The 17,145-nt window shown below is 71.8% G+C and carries 17 protein-coding genes and 2 pseudogenes; 12 read left to right on the top strand and 7 right to left on the bottom strand.

From position 1 onward, the window contains the following. The first annotated feature begins 28 nt into the window (after positions 1-28). The 10 genes and pseudogenes from AB0C84_RS09335 (at position 29) to AB0C84_RS09290 (ending at position 8,398) form a co-directional block, all read left to right on the top strand. The gene (locus AB0C84_RS09335; protein WP_258940585.1) at positions 29-337 is read left to right on the top strand and encodes an urease subunit gamma; all 309 of its coding nucleotides are present in this window, start codon (positions 29-31) and stop codon (positions 335-337) included. Beyond that, on the top strand, positions 337-1,119 hold the full coding sequence (locus AB0C84_RS09330) for a hypothetical protein (protein ID WP_361063202.1): 783 nt from the start codon (positions 337-339) through the stop codon (positions 1,117-1,119). Before AB0C84_RS09335 ends, AB0C84_RS09330 begins: the two co-directional genes overlap by 1 nt. Next, positions 1,109-1,411 (top strand): annotated as a pseudogene (ureB, locus tag AB0C84_RS09325) (urease subunit beta); the annotation flags it as partial. The gene AB0C84_RS09330 and the pseudogene ureB, both read left to right, overlap by 11 nt. Positions 1,412-1,546: 135 nt before the next feature. Then, entirely contained in the window at positions 1,547-3,268 is a 1,722-nt protein-coding gene (gene ureC / locus AB0C84_RS09320; protein ID WP_179846815.1) for an urease subunit alpha, read from the top strand. Further along, entirely contained in the window at positions 3,265-3,975 is a 711-nt protein-coding gene (locus AB0C84_RS09315) for an urease accessory UreF family protein (RefSeq protein WP_361063197.1), read from the top strand. The genes ureC and AB0C84_RS09315 overlap by 4 nt, the downstream gene beginning before the upstream one ends. 23 nt (positions 3,976-3,998) lie before the next feature. Next, positions 3,999-4,634, top strand: coding sequence for an urease accessory protein UreG (gene ureG, locus AB0C84_RS09310; protein WP_179846817.1), 636 nt, complete (start codon positions 3,999-4,001; stop codon positions 4,632-4,634). Further along, positions 4,616-5,584 (top strand): urease accessory protein UreD, encoded by a 969-nt coding sequence (locus AB0C84_RS09305; protein WP_361063194.1) that lies wholly within the window; start codon positions 4,616-4,618, stop codon positions 5,582-5,584. The genes ureG and AB0C84_RS09305 overlap by 19 nt, the downstream gene beginning before the upstream one ends. An 8-nt stretch (positions 5,585-5,592) precedes the next feature. Beyond that, positions 5,593-6,108, top strand: coding sequence for a CrcB family protein (locus tag AB0C84_RS09300; protein ID WP_361063191.1), 516 nt, complete (start codon positions 5,593-5,595; stop codon positions 6,106-6,108). Continuing rightward, entirely contained in the window at positions 6,105-6,461 is a 357-nt protein-coding gene (gene crcB, locus AB0C84_RS09295) for a fluoride efflux transporter CrcB (RefSeq protein WP_179846819.1), read from the top strand. Before AB0C84_RS09300 ends, crcB begins: the two co-directional genes overlap by 4 nt. A gap of 17 nt (positions 6,462-6,478) precedes the next feature. Further along, a complete protein-coding gene (locus AB0C84_RS09290) occupies positions 6,479-8,398 on the top strand; it encodes an FUSC family protein (RefSeq protein ID WP_361063188.1) in 1,920 nt (639 codons plus the stop codon). Between the two features lie 13 nt (positions 8,399-8,411). On the opposite strand, the gene AB0C84_RS09285 is transcribed toward AB0C84_RS09290, so the two are convergent. Beyond that, a complete protein-coding gene (locus AB0C84_RS09285) occupies positions 8,412-9,626 on the bottom strand; it encodes an ammonium transporter (RefSeq protein WP_361063185.1) in 1,215 nt (404 codons plus the stop codon). A 170-nt stretch (positions 9,627-9,796) separates the two neighbouring features. Further along, positions 9,797-10,321, bottom strand: a pseudogene (locus AB0C84_RS09280) (peptidoglycan recognition family protein); the annotation flags it as partial. Between the two features lie 94 nt (positions 10,322-10,415). On the opposite strand from AB0C84_RS09280, the gene AB0C84_RS09275 reads away from it, so the two are divergent. Continuing rightward, positions 10,416-11,426, top strand: a complete 1,011-nt coding sequence (locus tag AB0C84_RS09275) for an NBR1-Ig-like domain-containing protein (protein ID WP_361063251.1) — start codon at positions 10,416-10,418, stop codon at positions 11,424-11,426. A 52-nt stretch (positions 11,427-11,478) separates the two neighbouring features. Here the strand turns inward: AB0C84_RS09275 and AB0C84_RS09270 are convergent, their stop codons facing one another. From AB0C84_RS09270 to AB0C84_RS09250, 5 genes are all read right to left on the bottom strand, one after another. Further along, a complete protein-coding gene (locus AB0C84_RS09270) occupies positions 11,479-12,423 on the bottom strand; it encodes a SpoIID/LytB domain-containing protein (protein WP_218905658.1) in 945 nt (314 codons plus the stop codon). 34 nt (positions 12,424-12,457) lie between these two features. Further along, positions 12,458-13,348, bottom strand: coding sequence for a peptidase inhibitor family I36 protein (locus tag AB0C84_RS09265; RefSeq protein ID WP_361063181.1), 891 nt, complete (start codon positions 13,346-13,348; stop codon positions 12,458-12,460). Positions 13,349-13,425: 77 nt separating this feature from the next. Continuing rightward, positions 13,426-14,286: a peptidoglycan-binding protein gene (locus tag AB0C84_RS09260; protein WP_339154859.1), complete on the bottom strand. Its 861-nt coding sequence runs from the start codon at positions 14,284-14,286 to the stop codon at positions 13,426-13,428. 209 nt (positions 14,287-14,495) lie between these two features. Next, the gene (locus tag AB0C84_RS09255) at positions 14,496-15,161 is read right to left on the bottom strand and encodes a hypothetical protein (protein ID WP_361063178.1); all 666 of its coding nucleotides are present in this window, start codon (positions 15,159-15,161) and stop codon (positions 14,496-14,498) included. Then, positions 15,158-15,544, bottom strand: a complete 387-nt coding sequence (locus tag AB0C84_RS09250; RefSeq protein ID WP_361063175.1) for a hypothetical protein — start codon at positions 15,542-15,544, stop codon at positions 15,158-15,160. Before AB0C84_RS09250 ends, AB0C84_RS09255 begins: the two co-directional genes overlap by 4 nt. Before the next feature lie 455 nt (positions 15,545-15,999). Here AB0C84_RS09250 and AB0C84_RS09245 point away from each other — a divergent pair, with 455 nt between their 5' ends. Next, complete coding sequence (locus AB0C84_RS09245) at positions 16,000-17,127, top strand: hypothetical protein (protein WP_361063172.1); 1,128 nt, start codon at positions 16,000-16,002, stop codon at positions 17,125-17,127. Positions 17,128-17,145 lie beyond the last annotated feature (18 nt).

Raw genomic sequence — 17,145 nt, 5'->3', positions numbered from 1 at the left:
GTGGCGGCCGGGCGCGGAAAGGACACCGATGAACCTCACCCCGCGGGAGATGGACAAGCTGGTCCTCTTCACCGCCGCCCAGATGGCGCAGCAGCGCCGGGACAGGGGCCTGAAGCTGAACTACGCCGAGACGGTGGCGCTGATCTGCTCGGCGATCGTGGAGGCGGCCCGGGACGGCAGGACCGTCGCCGAGTGCATGGAGCTCGGCAAGCGGATCGTCGGGCCCGACGACGTGCTGCCCGGTGTGCGCGCGATGCTGAAGCTGATCCAGGTCGAGGCCGCCTTCGACGACGGCACGAAGCTGGTCTCCTGCCACGACCCGGTCGGCGGCAAGTAGTGTCCGGAGGCCGGCGGGTCGTCCTGGTCGGCGGGCATGAGAGCCGGCAGGGCCGGTGCCTTCCGGACCTGCTCGGCCCCGGGGGCCCGCACGTCCACGCCCCGGGGAGTGACCTGCAGTCCGCGCTGCGGACGCGGGACCGGCTCGTGGCGGTGCCGATGACGCTCGGGCGCGACCCGGACCTGCCGGACGTCACCGCGCAGACCCTGCGCTGGACGGCCCGGGACCGGGCGCCGGGAGACCTGCTGCTGGCCGGGCCGCTGGGCACGACCGGGCACCTGGCCGGCTGGATCAGGGGCGCGGTGAACCGGGCGCTGCGCGACGGGCCGGGGGAGCGGGCGGTCCTGCTGGTGGCGCCCGCCGCCGGGCCCGAGCCGGACGCCGAACTGTTCCGGGTGGCGCGGCTGGTGTGGCAGTACACGCCGGTCCGCTGGGTGGAGGTCGCGCTGACGGGCGGCGAGCCGGACGTGGACGAGGGCGTCGAGCGCTGCCGGCGGCTGGGGGCGGACGAGGTCGTCCTGGTGCCCGCCTCCTTCGTTCCGGCGCCCCTGCGGGCCGACGCCAGGACCGCGGGGCCGCTTCTGGGGCCGGCGTCGCTCGCGGCGCTGATCCGCGAACGGGTGGCCGAGGCGGAACGCCGGTGGAGCCGGGACGGCGACGACGGGCTGGCACCCGCCGCCCACGGACACGGGCACGGACACGGGCACGATCATGCTCATCTCCAGGAAATTCCACGTCGGGTGATGGCGGACATGAAAGGGGAGGAATCCCATGTCGGATGACGTTTACATGTACGGCGAGGGCGATATCGAACTGAATGTCGGTCAGCCCAGGGAGACCATCCTGGTGCAGAACACGGGTGACCGCGCGGTCCAGGTCGGCTCGCACTTCCATTTCTTCGAGACCAACCGGGCGCTGAAGTTCGAGCGTGACAAGGCGTTCGGGAAACGGCTGGACATCCCGTCGGGAACCGCGGTCCGTTTCGAGCCCGGAGACACCAAGGAGGTGACCCTGGTCGAGTACGGCGGCGGGCTGCGGCTGGTGGGGTTCGGGGGCCTGCTCAACGGCAGCGTCCGGTCCGAGGAGGCGCACCGCACGGCGCTGCGGCGGATGCACAAGCGCGGCTACCTCGACGAGCCGGTCGAGCCGCCGAAGAAGTCGTCCAGGAAGAGCAAGTCAGCACGCTCCGGAAAGAAGGGCTGAGCCGCCATGGCCACGATGAGCCGTCAGCAGTACGCGTCCATGTACGGCCCGACCGTGGGCGACCGGGTGCGCCTCGGGGACACCAACCTCGTCGTCGAGGTGGAGAAGGACCACACCGAGGGGCACTACGGGGACGAGGCCCAGTACGGCGGCGGCAAGACCGCCCGCGACGGCATGTCGGCCGACCCGGCCTCGGGACGGTCGGTCGCCCTGGACGTCGTCATCACCAACGCGCTGATCCTCGACCCGGTGCTCGGCGTCGTCAAGGGCGACATCGGCATCAAGGACGGGCGGATCGCCGGGATCGGCAAGTCGGGCAACCCGCACACCCAGAACGGGGTCGACCGGCGCCTCATCATCAGCGCGACGACCGAGGTGGTCTCCGGCGAGAACTTCATCGCCACGCCCGGGGCGATCGACACCCACGTCCACTTCATCGCCCCCCAGCAGGCCCAGAACGCGCTGAGCAACGGGATCACCACCCTGGTCGGCGGCGGCACCGGCCCGGCGGACGGCAGCCGCGGCTGCACCACCACCCCCGGGCCGTGGAACATCTCCCGCATCCTCCAGGCCTACGAGGACATCCCGATCAACATCGCCGTCTACGGCAAGGGCAACAGCAGCCTGCCGGGCCCGCTGGAGGAGCAGATCGCCGCCGGTGCCGCCGGGCTGAAGGTGCACGAGGACTGGGGCTCCACCCCGGCCGTCATCGACTGCGCGCTGTCGGTCGCCGACGAGATGGACATCCAGATCAACATCCACACCGACACCCTGAACGAGGCCGGCTTCGTCGAGGACACCATCAACGCGATCAACGGCCGCGCGATCCACACCTACCACTCCGAGGGCGCGGGCGGCGGGCACGCCCCCGACATCCTGCGGGTGACCGGCGAGCCCAACGTGCTCCCGGCCTCCACGAACCCGACGCTGCCCTACACCGCCAACTCGGTGGACGAGCTGCTGGACATGACGATGGTCTGCCACCACCTCAGCTACGACGTCCCCGAGGACGTGGCGTTCGCCGACAGCCGGGTCCGCGCCGAGACCATCTCGGCCGAGACGGTGCTGCACGACCTCGGCGTCATCAGCATCATCGGCTCGGACTCGCAGGCGATGGGCCGGGTGGGGGAGTCGTTCACCCGCGCCTTCCAGGTGGCCCACCACAACAAGGACAAGAGGGGCGCGCTGCCCGAGGACTCGTCCCGCAATGACAACTTCCGGGTGCTGCGCTACCTGGCCAAGCTGACCATCAACCCGGCCCGCGTCTCCGGGATGGCGGACACGATCGGGTCGCTGGAGGACGGCAAGCTCGCCGACATCGTGCTGTGGCCGGTCCACTCCTTCGGTGCCAAGCCCTACATGGTGATCAAGGGCGGCATGGTGAGCTGGGTGCAGATGGGCGACCCGAACGCCTCGCTGCCGACACCGCAACCGGTCTACTACCGGCCCACCTACGGGGCCTTCGGCCGAGCGCTGTCGAGCACCTGCGCGACCTTCATGTCCGGCGCCGCGATCGAGGCGGGCGTGCCCGAGCGGCTCGGGCTGGAGCGGCTGATCCGCCCGGTGCGCCAGTGCCGGACCGTCGACAAGCGCCACATGCTGCGCAACTCGACGCTCGCCGAGATCAAGGTCGATCCGGAGACCTACCGGGTGACCGTGGACGGGGAGCCCGCGCACATCGAACCGGCCACGAAGCTGCCGCTGAACCGGCTGTTCTTCCTGGCATGAGCGCACGTCCGGGCACCGCGGACCTGGACCCGCTGCTGGCCCAGCTCCAGCTCACCGACTCCGGCTTCCCGAGCGGGATGTACACGCTGTCGCACGGGCTGGAGGGGTACGTCCAGCTCCGGATCACGGGGCCGGAGAACCTGCGCGAGCTGCTGACCGACCTGCTGTACAACGCGGTGGGCCCCGCGGACGCGGCCGCCCTGGCACTGGCGCACCGCGCGGCGCGCGCGGGGGACTGGGACGGGCTGGTCCGCGTCGACCGGCGGCTGCACGCGATCAAGCTCAACCGCGAGCAGCGGAACGCCTCGACCCGGACCGGCCGGCAGGTCCTGGACACGGCGGCCTTCGCCTTCCCGGTGCCCGAGGCCGCCCGGCTGGCGGAGCTGGTGGCGGACGGGGCCGCACCGGGCAACCACGCGGTGGTGGTGGGCGCGCTCCACGCGGGGCTCGGCGTCCCGGCGGCGCACGCGGTCGCCGCCGACCTGTACGCGTTCGCCGCGAGCTGGACGGCGGCGGCGGTGCGGCTGGCCCGCACCGACTTCCGCCGCGCCCAGAGGCTGCTGGGCGAGGTCCGCCCGGACCTCGCACGGGTCGCGCGGGCGGCGCTCGCCGTCCGCGACCCGCGGGAGCTGCACGGCTCGGTGCCCGTCGCCGACGTCGTCTCGGCCGCGCACGAGCGGGCGGAGGCCCGTCTGTTCGTCACCTGATCCGTTGACACGAAGGAGCCGGGATGGAGCTGGAGAAGGTCTTCAAGGTGGGTATCGGCGGCCCGGTCGGGAGCGGCAAGACGGCGCTGATCGAGGCGCTGGTCCCGCGGCTGCGGACGCTGGGCCGCCAGGTCGGTGTGATCACCAACGACATCTACACGCAGGAGGACGCCGAGCACGTCCGCCGCACCCTGGCCGGGACGCTCGACCCCGAGCGGATCGTGGGGGTCGAGACGGGCGCGTGCCCGCACACCGCCGTCCGCGACGACCCGACCATGAACCTGGCGGCGGCGGCCGAGCTGCTCGACCGCTTCCCCGAGGTCGACCTGCTGCTGTTCGAGAGCGGCGGCGACAACCTCACGCTCACGTTCAGCCCGGCGCTGGCCGACGTGTTCATCTTCGTCCTGGACACCGCCGAGGGCGAGAAGATGCCGCGCAAGCGCGGCCCCGGCACCACCGACTCCGACCTGCTGGTCATCAACAAGATCGACATCGCGCCGTACGTCCGCACCGACCTCTCGGTGATGGAGCGGGACGCGCGGGCGGTGCGCGGCGAGGGCCCGGTCGCGCTGACCGACTGCCTCGCCGGGACCGGCGTCGCGGACGTCGTCGACTTCATCGAGGCGCGGGCGGGAGCGGCGTGTACCTCGCCGGTGTAGGGACGGTGGGCGGCTCAGGGGAGACCGACCGCCTCTCGCCCGAGCGGTACCTTCCCCGATGGGTGCCCGAGCCGGTGCGGCGGCACGCCGGCGCCGTGGACATGCTCCCGGCCGGCAGCCCCGGCAAGGTCGGCCTCCTCGACCTGCGGTTCGAGCTGATCGGCGGCCGGACGGAGCTGACCGGCCACTACCAGAAGGCGCCGCTGCACATCACCCGGCCCCTGCACCCCGATCCCGGGGTGCCGGACCTGCCGTACGTCATGCTCATGTCGTCCGGAGGCGGAGTCCTCCAGGGGGACCGCTACCGCGTCGACGTCTCCTGCGGCGCGGGCGCGTCCGTGCACGTGGCCACCCAGGGCGCCACCCGGCTCTACCGGATGGAGCAGGACTACGCCACGCAACTCGTCGGTCTCTCCGCGGGCCCCGGAGGCTACCTGGAGTACCTGCCGGACACGACGATCCCCTTCGGCGGAACCCGCTTCTACCAGCACGTCGCCGTCAACGCCCATCCCGACTCCACCGTCCTCGTGGGCGAGACGCTGCTGGCCGGACGCCTCGCCCGCGGGGAACGGCACGCCTACACGGCGTACTGCAGCGACGTCGAGGTGCACGACACCGCGGGACGGCTGCTGTTCGCCGATCCGCTCCACCTGGTGCCGGAGGAACGGGCGGTGACGGGCCCCGCGGTGATGGACGACTTCGGAGTGCTGGCGTCGCTGTACGTCGTCACCGGCCAGAAGCCCGCGCAGGCCGTGGCCGACGCGATGCACGAGGCGCTCGCCCCCACGGGGCTGCGGGCCGGAGCCAGCGTCCTGCCGGGTGGCCGGGGCGCCTGGGCGCGCGTCCTTGGGGAGCGGTCGCCGGAGGTCGAAGCCGCCTTCATGCAGGTATGGGACGCCGTCCGCCGGCTGCTGCTGGGCGTGCCCGCCCCCGCGCGGCGCAGGTGGTGACACCGGCCATGGGGGATCAGGGAAGGCCGGCCGGGCGCCTGCTCCGCCGCGAGGTGGCCGAGGCCACCGTCCTGGACCGGCACAGGAAGGGGCCGCCCCGCCACCCGGGGATCAAGCCGCGCGCGCTGCTCGACGTCGCGATCGGAGGGGCCGTCGGGGCCCTGGCGCGTGACCTGCTCATCAAGGCGATGCCCGGCGCGCGGCACGGCTTCCCCTGGGGGACCCTCCTGGTGAACATGCTGGGCTGCCTGTTCATCGGAATCCTGACGTCGTACCTGCTCAAGGGCAGGCCGCACCCCGTCGCCCGGCCGCTGCTGGTGACCGGGTACCTGGGCGGGTTCACCACGTTCTCCCACCTCATCGACGGAGTCCACGCCCTCGGCCGCGCCGGGGCCTGGGACCAGAGCGTCGTCTACGCGGTGGCCAGCGTGGCGGGCGGCTGGATCGCGGTCGCCGCCGGCCTCTGGGGCGGACGGCTCCTGCCGTACCGCCCGCTCCGGCCGGAGAGCGGCGCGCCGACATGATCGCCCTGCTGGTGCTCGCCGGAGGGGCGTGCGGCGCCATGCTCCGCTTCGTCCTCGACACGATGGTCAAGCATCGGTTCGGCAAGGCGTTCCCCTGGGGGACGCTCACGGTCAACCTCCTCGGCACCGGAGTCCTGGGCGCCCTGCACGGCGTGACGACGAGCGCGGTACCCGACGGTCTGGTCGGCACGGGCTTCTGCGGCGCGCTGACCACGTTCAGCACCTTCGAGCTGGACACCGTCCACCTCTTCCAGGACGGGAAGTACGCCAGAGGCGCGGCGAACGTGCTCGTCTCCCTGGGGCTGGGCATCGGCGTCTTCAGCCTCCTGTACGCCGCGTTCCAAGCGGTCTGACGCGGCCGTCCATACCGATGGGCGCTACACGAGCCGACGCGGGGAACTGGCTGAGCCGGGCGCTCACACTGTCCAAGGCGCCCGTGCCCTGGGTCGACGCGATCCGCGCGGCGGTCGCGTTCGGCGTGGTGATCGCGGTGGCGCTGTCCCTGGACGAGCCCCGCGCCGGGCTTCTCGCCGCGGCCGGCATGGTGCTGGCGACGATGCGGCCCAGCACCGGCCCGTACCGGTCGAGGGCGCTCGGCCTCGTCGTCCAGCAGCTGGCGGGCGCGGCGGGCCTGGTGGTCGGCCAGCTCGCCCACGGGCACGGCTGGGGGACGGTGACGATGACGACCGCGGTCGCCCTGCTCTCCGGGCTGGTCAGCTCGATCGGCAACGTCGTGTCGGCGGCCTCGCTGGCCCTGCTGTTCATGAACGTGATCGGCACTGGACTGCCGCGGCTCGGGGCGTGGTGGCTCCCCCCGCTCTGCCAGCTCGCGGGCGGGGCCTTCTACCTCGTCCTGGCGGTGCTGAGCTGGCGGGTGTGGAGCCGGCGTCCGGGCCCCGAGCACCGGGCCGTCGCCGACGTCTACGCCAGGGCCGCCGACCTGATCGACGGCGCCCCCCACCCGGGCGAGGCCCGGCTCGCGCTCAGCATGGCGGTGGACGGCGCCCAGGACGCGCTGATGTGCCACCGCGTCCGGGGGAAGGAGCGCTGGGGTGAGGAGGCGCGGTGGCTGGTCGCCATGCTCAACGCGGCCTCCCCCTTGATGGAGGCGCTCACCCTGCTCATCCGGTCCGCGCGGCCCGCGCCGCCAGGGCTGTCCGAGGAGGTGCGGCGGATCGCGGACGCCGTCCGGAGCGGCAACCGGGACGCGGAGATCCCGCCGTTCCGGGGCGACCCGGAGTTCGCGCGGCCCGTCGAGTTCGCCCGGCGGCGGCTGCCGGAGCCGCACCCGGAGGACCCCGACTGGCTCGGACTCCCGAAACCCCTGCCGACCCGGGCGTACCGGGCCGTCCAGCTGGCCCTCACCTCCGCCGCGGCCTGGCGGTACGGGCTGCGGCTGGCCCTGTGCATGGCGATCGCCTCGGCGTTCGTCGAGTTCCCGGGCGTCCTGCACGACCTCTGGATCCCCACGGTGCATTCCATCTGGCTTCCGCTGACGGTCGCGGTGGTCCTCAAGCCCGACTTCGGCTCGGTCTTCGTCCGGTCCCTGCTGCGGGCCGTCGGCACGTTCGTCGCGGCCGTCCCCACCCTGCTGGTGCTGGTGGCCGTCCCCCGCGGCTGGGCCGCGGTCCCGCTCGCGGCGTTCTTCGGCGGGCTGATCCCGGTGCTCAAGGCCAGGTCCTATGCGATGCGGACCGTCGCGGTCACCCCCCTGATGCTCTTCCTGTTCGACCTGACCTCGCCGCAGCCTTCCGGCGAGCTGGTGCTGGCCCGGCTGTCCGACACCCTCCTCGGCTGCCTGATCGTGCTGGTGTTCGGCTACGCCCTCTGGCCGGGGAGCCGACGGATCCGCATCGGCGAGCGGTTCGCCGCCGGGTTCCGGGCGCTCGCCGACTACCTCGACGAGGCATTCACCGGGTCCCGGGACGTCCGGGCCCGCGACCGGCGCGCACTGCACCGCAGCCTCGACGCCGTCCGGGTCGACCTGCGGCAGGTCCAGGCCGAACCGCCGCCGGCGAGCCGCACGGGCGCCGCCTGGTGGCCGGTCCTGGGCGCGCTCGACGCGCTCGTGGACACCGTCACCGCCGCCTCGGTCAAGGTCCGCAGAGGCGCCGAGCCGCCGCCGGAGCAGGCGGTCGGGGCGATGGCGGCGGACCTGCGGGAGATGGCCGCGGCGGTCCGCGACGGACGGCCGCCGCGGGCACCGGACCTGCCCGACCTGTCGGGCGAGGACGTCCTCGGTGAGGCGGCGGCCCAGACCCGCCGCCTGCGCAGGACCCTTCCGTTGTGACGGACGGGCGCGTTCACCCGATGCGCAGCTCCGTGTCGAGGCCCGCGGCCTCCTCGCGGGCGCTCGGGCGGAAGGCCAGCAGGACGTCCACGACCTTGCCGATGGCGAAGGTGAGCACGAAGCTGTAGCAGCCGACGGCGAGGATGGCGACGATCTGCTTGCCCAGCAGGGAGACCGAGCCGCCGTAGACGAGCCCGGCGGTGGGGCTGCCGTACTTGCCGGTGGCGAAGAGGCCGAGCAGCACCACGCCGACGATGCCGCCGGCCCCGTGGATCCCCACGACGTCCAGGGTGTCGTCGTACCCGACGGACGTCTTGACCTCGACGGCGTAGGTGCAGACGACGGCGACGACGATGCCGAGGACCGTCGCGCCGAACAGGTTGACGTACCCGCAGGCCGGAGTGATGGCCACCAGGCCGGCGAGCGCGCCGGTCGTGCCGCCGAGCCGCGAGAACCGGCCGAACCGCACCCGTTCGAGCAGCATCCAGACCAGCATCGCGACGCAGCCGCACATCATCGTGTTGACCACCGCGTTCGCCGCGAGGGCGCCGTCGGTCAGCGCCGATCCGCCGTTGAACCCGAACCAGCCGAACCACAGCAGCCCCATGCCGGCCATCACCAGCGGGATGTTCTTCGGTTCGGGAGGCCCCTCCCTGCGGAAACGCAGGCCCGGTCCGAGCACCAGCGCCAGCGCCAGGCCCGCGATGCCGGAGTTGAGCTCGACGACCAGCCCTCCGGCGAAGTCCAGCGCGCCCCACCGGTTGATCCAGCCTCCCTTGGAGAACACCCAGTGGGCGATCGGGAGGTAGACGAGGGTCACCCAGACCACCCCGAAGACCATCCAGGGCCCGAGCCTGACGCGGTTGGCGACCGAACCGCTGATCAGCGCGAGCGTGATGATCGCGAAGACGAGCTGGAACATCGAGAACACGTACTCCGGGATGACGCCCCTCAGGACGGACGGGGTGGTCCTGAGGAACTGCCACCTGCCCCAGCCGATGAGGCCGGCCCCTCCGACGTCGTCGCCGAACGCCAGGCCGTACCCGTAGACGAACCAGATCACGGTCACCACGGCGATCGAGACGAAGCTCATGTACAGGACGCTGACGAGGTTCTTCGCCCGGACCATTCCGCCGTAGAAGAGGGCCAGCCCCGGCGTCATGAGCAGCACCATGGCGAAGCTGACAAGCACCCATGCCGAATCGCCGGTATTCAACCCGATACTCATGCCCAACTCCTGGCTTCAGGGGACGCCATTGAGGTATGGGCACGCGGTGAGCACGTGAAACACTCGGGGGGAGTGTCCTGGACAAAATTACGCCCATCGGCCTTTACCCCGGGTCTACCTGGCCGGACTTTTCCTTCCTTTCGATTCTGTGACGTTTCTGTAAGCCCGGTTCAGCGGGTGGGGTCGCCGGGGCCGACCGCCGGACCGTGGTCGAAGGTGAAGCGCGGCCCGGGCAGCCCGCCGGACCGGGCCGCCGGCGCCTCCGCCGGACGCCGCTCGCCCAGACTCTCGGCGACCTGGTTCCGCAGGCGCGGCAGCAGGGCGTACAGCGCGTCGCCGGGGCAGGCGGTGGCGTTGTGGTCGCGGTGCCCGACGATCGCCGCGTGCGGTTCCAGACCGTAGACGTCGCAAAGCCACGCACAGGTCGCGACGAGCTTCTCCCACAGCGCGCCGGTGGGCTCCTCCGTCATGTAGGTGCCCTCGTTCTCGATGCCGATCGTGTGGTCGTTCTGGCCGAGGGTGTGGGCTCCGACGACGTGGGTCCCGGTGCCGATGGCATCGAGGGCGCGGTTGCGGCCCTCCATGAGGTGGCCGCCGCGGCTGATGGTGAGCTGCTGTCCGATGTCGTCCCAGCCGTTGGTGTCCATGTGGAAGTCCTGGATCGCCCGGGACAGCGCGAGGGCGTGCTCCAGGGAGAGGTGAAAGGCGACACCTGACCGGAAGATAACCGATAAAAACATGTGCTTGTTGGGAGGACGCGGGCGCTGTTAGCTTCACCCGGTGGACCACATGCGTGCACAGGCGGAGGCGATCGAGGACTTCGCGGCGGTTCTGCGGGAACTGCGGGAATCAGTGGGCAACCCGCCTTTCCGGGAGATGTCCGGAAGGTCGGGAGCGATCTCGCACACGACGCTGCACGAGGCCACGAAGGGCAACCGGCTCCCGAGTTGGGGCACCACCGTCGAGTTCGTCAAGGCGTGCGGCGCGGACCCGGCGGCGTACCGCGAACGCTGGGAGCGGGCGAACCTGGCGGTCAGGTCGGCGAGCGCCGGGAGGCCCCCGGCGGCCGCGCTCGAAGCCTCCGCCGCGAGCGCCGTGGAAGCCCAGGCCGTGCACATCGCCATCGAGCCGCAGGAGGGCGCGGCGGATGGCGAGACCTCGGTGCCCCTGCCCGTCGCGCCACCACCCGGGAGGCTCGCGGGGGACGTCCAGGCGCTGTTTCCCGCTCCGAAGCGCCGGGCGCGGTTCCGGCTGGGCAGCCCGGGCGCGGTCGCGCTGGGGGCGGCGGTCATCGGCACGTGGGCGGTGGTCCTCATCGTGGTGAACGGCGACTCCGGCAAGGACGGCATGGAGGAGTACGGCAACCGCTCGAAGAACGCGCTCACTCCGGCGGACTGCCCCGTCGAGGCGACCAACCCGGCACCGTCCTCGCCGAGGCACAAGGGCGACGCCGCCAAGTTCGTCGCGGACATCACGCTGCCCGACTGCACCCGCGTCGGCACCGGCCGGAACATCACCAAGGTATGGCGGCTCAAGAACATCGGAACGGTCCCATGGGACGGCTACTCGCTGCGCCGCCTCGACCTCCCGCAGAAGGCCGACGACTGCCAGACCATCTCCGACGTGCCGATCGCCGACACGGAACCGGGCCACGAGGTCGACATCCGCACCGACATCACCACGCCCAGGAAGCCCGGCTTATGCTACGTGCGGTTCAAGATGGTGGACGGTACGGGGAAGGTCGCGTTCCCCGGGAACCGCCCGGTCAACTTCCAGGTCATCGTCGTGGGGCCGCCGTGACCCCCCGCCGTGGAGGGGCCACCGCGGGGGGTCGGGCCGGACTGCCGAGGGATCAGGAGAGGGTGATCCCGCTGTAGTAGGCGTTGAGGATCCTGGAGTAGCTCCAGCCCGCCTCGGCCTTGTCGCGGGAGCCGTACTGCGACATCCAGTCCCCGGTGACCCAGCCGCCGCACGCCGTCGTCGTGGAGCAGTAGTGGGCCTCGAGGATCTTTCCGCCGCGGGTCATGCGGGTGCCCCACGTCGCGTCCACCGCGGAGCTCGTCGACGCCTTGGCGGAGCCGGGCTTGTAGACCTGGCTCGACGTGGTGTCGTAGACGTCGAAGCACTGGCCGCCCGACGTCGTGCGGGTCGAGTGCAGCGCCCAGTACCAGCCGTAGCTCTTGACGGCCATCGCGCCGGCCTTGAGGGACTCCGCGGGCCAGCTCGACACCCACTCGTTGGGCAGGACGTCCTTGACGTAGGTCTTGAACGCCACCCGGTCCACCCGGCCGAGCGACACCCGGTACACGAGGATCGTGGAGGGGAGCGTGCTGTCGGTGCCGTCGGTCTTGCATCCGGTCGGCGGCGTCGAGCTCAGGAACTGGTGGGAGGCGTTCTGGTTCTTGAGGGTGGCGTTGAGGTTGCCCTTGGCGCCGGCCTTGAAGTCCTGGTAGCTGCCGCCGTAGTTGCTGTTGTAGTAGACGCGTACGGTCTTGCCGCTGTTGTTCCAGACGGAGGCGGCGTTGTTCTTGACGCACAGGCCCTTGCCGTTGCCGTCGCCCTTGAAGTCGTAGCAGGAGGGCTGGGTGGTGCCGTAGTCGGCGATGGAGCCGGTGAAGTCGGAGATCGAGCCCTGGTTGTCGCTGTTGTAGTAGTAGCAGAACTCGCCGCTGTCGCATTTGCCGTCGCGGGACGCCGCCGAGGCGGGGGAGGCCGGGACCAGTGCGGCCCCGCCGAGAGCCGTCGCGGCGGTCGCCGCGGTGAGCCGCGAGATCACTCGCGCGCTTCGTTTCGACACAGTCGTCATCCCCTCTGGTGGAGGCCGCTGCGCTCTATCGGACGTTGTAGCCCTGGGAGTTCCAGAACGTGGTCGGGTTCGGGTTGTCCAGGGTCGGGTCGTTGACGCTCTTGGCCGCGTGCGTCTGCTGGCCGAGACGCATCTCGACGTGGGTGTGGGCGGACGAGCTGGACGACACCCCGTGCCACGACTCGTCGGCGATGACCTGGCCGCGGCTGATCGACTGCCCCACCGCCAGCGAGGACCGCGGAGCGGTGTGCAGGTAGATCACCGTCTTGTTCGCCGCGGCGTTGTAGACGGAGATCGTGGACAGCCCCGAACCGCCGGTGGCCCCGCGCGCGATGTAGATGATCTTACCGGCGACCAGGGCGTGGACGTCGGAGCCGATGCCGCGGGCGATGTCGATGCCCTCGTGCCGGCCGGGCGTGGTGGTGTAGCCGTCGAAGCCGCAGGTGATGCTCCCGCCGCTCGCCGCGTACAGCCCGTAGGACATGTTCGTGCGCGCCGACGGCGAGAACTCGTGGGAGGCGTTCTGGTTCTTGAGGGTGGCGTTGAGGTTGCCCTTGGCGCCGGCCTTGAAGTCCTGGTAGCTGCCGCCGTAGTTGCTGTTGTAGTAGACGCGTACGGTCTTGCCGCTGTTGTTCCAGACGGAGGCGGCGTTGTTCTTGACGCACAGGCCCTTGCCGTTGCCGTCGCCCTTGAAGTCGTAGCAGGAGGGCTGGGTGGTGCCGTAGTCGGCGATGGAGCCGGTGAAGTCGGAGATCGAGCCCTGGTTGTCGCTGTTGTAGTAGTAGCAGAACTCGCCGCTGTCGCACTTGCCGTCCCGGGCAGCCGCCGAGGCGGGCGAGATGTAGACGGACGCCACTCCGCCGAGCGCGACGGCGCCGGTCGCCGTGGAGGTGAGGACCTTGGTGAGCTTGTTCATGCCGTTCTCTCCTTCTGTTCTCGTTCCTGTTCTCGTTGCCTGTCTGTCGTCGTTGCCTGGTGTACGGACGGGACGGGTCAGCTGCGCTGGTACTCCTCCCAGGTGCGGATGGTGACCTTCGGGCCGTCGTCGGCGCCGCGGCCGGAGAGGCCGTTCAGGCCCAGGTAGTAGTCACCGGTCTGGTGCTGGGCCTGGCTGGAGAGGTCGGTGTCGCTGATGGCGGCGGCGTGGATGTGCCACGGCCAGTCGCCCTGGGCGGGGCTGCGGACCCATGCCGCGAAGCCGACCAGGCGCAGCGCCCGGGCGACCGCGGTGCGGGTGGCGGAGTCCATCCCCTCCACCGAGACGTCCACGACGCCCCCGCCGTCGTGGGTGCCCGCGGAGGTGGGGTCGCCGCCGGGGTTGTAGGAGCCCTGGTCCAGCGCGAGGTCGCGGCCGAGCAGCCGCTCCGCCTCGGCCAGCATCTTCTGCGTCCGGGTGTTGACGACGACCCCGCCGGTGGACACGCGGGCCCCCGGTTCGATGACGTGGTCGACCGTGAAGCGCCCGCTTCCGAGCTTGGCGAGCGACGTCTTGCCCGGCAGCCCGCTGGCGGCGAGACCGGTGTAGCCGAGCGACTTCTGGTACTTCGCGTAGGCGGCGATCGTGGTGGTGCCGAAGTAGCCGTCCACCCATGTGGCGTCGAGCAGGTTCCTGTCCCGCAGCGCCTGCTCGACGAGGAGCACGCCGGCCTTCGCGCCCGGCGTCAGCGTGTCGTCCGCCCGCCGCGGGTCGATCTGGGCCGCCTTGACGGTGGCCTCCATGTTCACGCTCGGCAGCGCCTGGAGGCCGGGGGCCTGGCCGCCGGCCGCATGGGCCGCGGGCGTCTCGGCCGGTCCGGTGAGCGAGGTGAGCAGGGTCGCCGTCACGACCGCGGCGGCGTACGAAGGCAGCTTCATCGGGTCTCCTGGTAGGGGAGCTGGGCGCGAAGCCCGCGACGGAGACCACGGTCGCTCGACCGCTCACGCGTTCACAAGAAGATCGTGTTGTCAGCCTGTTCGCCGAGCGAATTCGTACAGACAGCCACGCGATCTGACAGATCGGACGCCTGCCGTTCGAGCGGATCGTCCGGCCGCCGGGCAGGCGGCCGACGGCCGGACGCCGCGCGTCAGGTGCGCGGGGTGGGGAACCACGTCCAGGCCCGGGTGCGGGTCTCCTTGCTGGTGACGCGGAGCTCGCGGTAGGCGCCGGCGTCGATGAGGCTGCCGTTCCTGCCGGTGATGTCGCCGTAGAGGCGGTCGGAGACGATCAGCCCGAAATCGGTCGCGGCGCCGTCGAGGGCGCGCTTGAAGGCGCCGGACTCCAGCAGCCGGAACAGGTGCACCACGGCGTGACCGGCCACGCCGTGGTCGTCGTGGTGCACCAGGCCGCTGTGGACCGCCAGCCGGAGCCGGAGGCGGACGGTGTCGCCGGCGAGCCGGTTGTAGCGGCGCAGCACCGCGGTCAGGTGGTGGGCGAGCGGGTCGAGGAACAGCTCGGCCGGAACCTGCTGCGGCGCGACGAACAGGGCGCCGTCGCCGCGGTCCTCGCGGTGGCAGTCCCACCAGGGCAGCGACCCCATGGCGCAGGCCTCGGCCACCAGCGCGTACATCTGGCGGCGCAGCCGCAGCTGGATCTCGTCGTCGCAGCGCCGGTCGCCGAACGCCGCGATGTCGATCGCGGCCAGGGTGGTGTGCATCGCCGGCGCGAGGTCCGGCGGCCGGGTGAGGATCTCGGTGACCGACGGGGACGGCCGCACCGGCGGGCGGGGCCGGCGAGCGGGGATCGAGTTCACCGCCGGGCCTCCGGACGCACTCGGCCCCCTCCGGCCGCGGGCCCGCCGGAGCCGGAGGGGGTGTAGGCCTGCTCCAGGGCGGGATCGGCCCAGAACTCGATCAGCTCGTCCCGCGACATCCGGCAGGGAGGCGCGGCCGGGAGCGCGCGCCCCGTCTCCAGCGCCCAGATCGCCGCCAGCATCAGGATCGTGCTCTCCTCGTCGTCGCGGGGGATGCGCGGGACGAGGGGCCTGGCCGTGTCCATCCGGGGACGCGCCCCGTGCTGCGGGCTCTGGCCGTGTCCCTGCGCCGCCGCGCGGGAGCGGGAGTGCGCCGGACGCGCCCGGCAGGGGCGGGGGCAGGAGCCGCCGGTGCGGGGCGCGGGGTCTTTGGTCGTTGACATAACGCGGACGCCTTCTGTGCTCGGTCTCATCTTGCGGAGCACCAGTAGGCCAGTCCGCGGCGGCTCCGGCCACGCCGAGCCGGACATCAGAAACAAACGGAACGGCCGGCCGCACGGCGCGGCAGAACGAACCGGACAGATGTCACATTCATGCCATTTTTTCGTGAAAGTAATTCGGTGCCGCACGGGCCTGTGTCACGTGACACAAACCTCCGCCGGAGGGGCGTTCCGTGCCGTTCCCGGCTGCTCCGGATCTCACTGACCGACCCAAAAAGCCACGTCAAGGCACGGCTCGGGACAGAACGGAACAGTCCGGAACGGCATGACATGCCATTGTTTGACGTGCAAAGGTTCCAGTAGTGAGAGCATTCCAGCGATTAACGATCTATCGCCAAGGATGATCTTCACGTTAGGGCCGACGGATGCCGACCAACTCCCCGCAAGCGAGCCCCCCGTTGGACGAGTTCGTGCGCGACCTGATCCAGTTCACCCACGCGTGCGGCTCGCCCCACTACCGGGAGCTGGCCAAGCTGGCGCCCGGGGTCCTGGCCGGTCACAAGAAGCGCATCCCCGTGCTGCGGCCGCTCTCGCTCACCGCGATCAGCAACGTGCTGTCCCGGCAGCGGCAGGGCCCGCAGGACTGGGGGTGGGTGGCCACCTTCGTGCTCACCTGCCTGCACTACGTCGAGAAGACCGGTATCGAGCCCGACTTCCCCGGCCCGGCGACCCTCCAGGACTGGCACGCCCGCTACCAGCTCATGCGCGACGAGCTGGCCGGCCCGCAGGCGGGGCCGGGCGCCGTCCGGGAGGCGGAGCCGGCGCGGCCGGCGGACGCCTTCCGCGCCGATCCCGCCCGGCCGGCCGAAGCCCGGGTCGCCGTCTCGGTCGCCTCCGCCCGCGGCGGCGACCGGCGCGGTGAGCGGACCCGCGCGGAAGGCGGCGGGCGGGCCGGAGCCGGCGCGGGCACGGACGGCGCGCCGTCCCCGCCGGGGGAACCGGCCGACCCGGAGCCCGACCCCGCGGCGCCGCCCGACCAGGACGACGAGGGGCACTGGCTCCCCGGCCTGCCGTCCAGGGCGCATCGCCGCTACCACCACCTGTTCGGCCGGCACGGCATCGACCTGCTGGACACGGCCGAACGCGGTGACTCCGACGCGGCCTGCCGGCTGGGGATCCTGCTGCTGTGCCACGACCGGCCCGCCGAGGCCCACGCGTGGCTGACGTCGGCCGCGGCGGCGGGCGACGAGGCCGCAAAGGTCCTGGTCAACGCCGAGCCGGGCCAGCGCAGGCCCATGGCCGCGGAACTCGCCTACGAGTTCACCCTCCCCGGCTACCGGCAGGACCGCAGCCGGGACGACCCCGGGACCCCGACCGGGGCCGAGACCTACTACCGTGCCGCCGCCCGCGCCGGGCACCCGGGCGCGACCGTCCGCATGGGGCTGATCTACGAGGCCCGGGGGGAAGCGGCCGCCGCGCAGTACACCTTCGCCGAAGCCACCCGCCGTCACCACGACGCCCACGCGCACTTCACGCACCTCAACGCCCCGGACGCCCGGCGCCGCCCTCCGGAGCAGACGACCTGACACGGAGGGCGGACCCCG

The sequence above is a fragment of the Actinomadura sp. NPDC048955 genome (genome assembly GCF_040649435.1).
Taxonomy (GTDB): Bacteria; Actinomycetota; Actinomycetes; order Streptosporangiales; family Streptosporangiaceae; genus Spirillospora; species Spirillospora luteofluorescens.
This window is presented reverse-complemented; position numbering and strand designations above follow the sequence as displayed.

What these genes read in the sequence shown, in the direction of transcription:
- crcB (WP_179846819.1), top strand. Translation starts at nt 6,105, where the DNA reads ATGATCGCCCTGCTGGTGCTCGCCGGAGGGGCGTGCGGCGCCATGCTC.
- AB0C84_RS09315 (WP_361063197.1), top strand. Translation starts at nt 3,265, where the DNA reads ATGAGCGCACGTCCGGGCACCGCGGACCTGGACCCGCTGCTGGCCCAG.
- AB0C84_RS09285 (WP_361063185.1), bottom strand. Translation starts at nt 9,626, where the DNA reads ATGAGTATCGGGTTGAATACCGGCGATTCGGCATGGGTGCTTGTCAGC.
- AB0C84_RS09275 (WP_361063251.1), top strand. Translation starts at nt 10,416, where the DNA reads ATGCGTGCACAGGCGGAGGCGATCGAGGACTTCGCGGCGGTTCTGCGG.
- AB0C84_RS09260 (WP_339154859.1), bottom strand. Translation starts at nt 14,286, where the DNA reads ATGAAGCTGCCTTCGTACGCCGCCGCGGTCGTGACGGCGACCCTGCTC.
- AB0C84_RS09250 (WP_361063175.1), bottom strand. Translation starts at nt 15,544, where the DNA reads ATGTCAACGACCAAAGACCCCGCGCCCCGCACCGGCGGCTCCTGCCCC.
- AB0C84_RS09290 (WP_361063188.1), top strand. Translation starts at nt 6,479, where the DNA reads ATGGGCGCTACACGAGCCGACGCGGGGAACTGGCTGAGCCGGGCGCTC.
- ureG (WP_179846817.1), top strand. Translation starts at nt 3,999, where the DNA reads ATGGAGCTGGAGAAGGTCTTCAAGGTGGGTATCGGCGGCCCGGTCGGG.
- AB0C84_RS09300 (WP_361063191.1), top strand. Translation starts at nt 5,593, where the DNA reads ATGGGGGATCAGGGAAGGCCGGCCGGGCGCCTGCTCCGCCGCGAGGTG.
- AB0C84_RS09335 (WP_258940585.1), top strand. Translation starts at nt 29, where the DNA reads ATGAACCTCACCCCGCGGGAGATGGACAAGCTGGTCCTCTTCACCGCC.
- AB0C84_RS09265 (WP_361063181.1), bottom strand. Translation starts at nt 13,348, where the DNA reads ATGAACAAGCTCACCAAGGTCCTCACCTCCACGGCGACCGGCGCCGTC.
- ureC (WP_179846815.1), top strand. Translation starts at nt 1,547, where the DNA reads ATGGCCACGATGAGCCGTCAGCAGTACGCGTCCATGTACGGCCCGACC.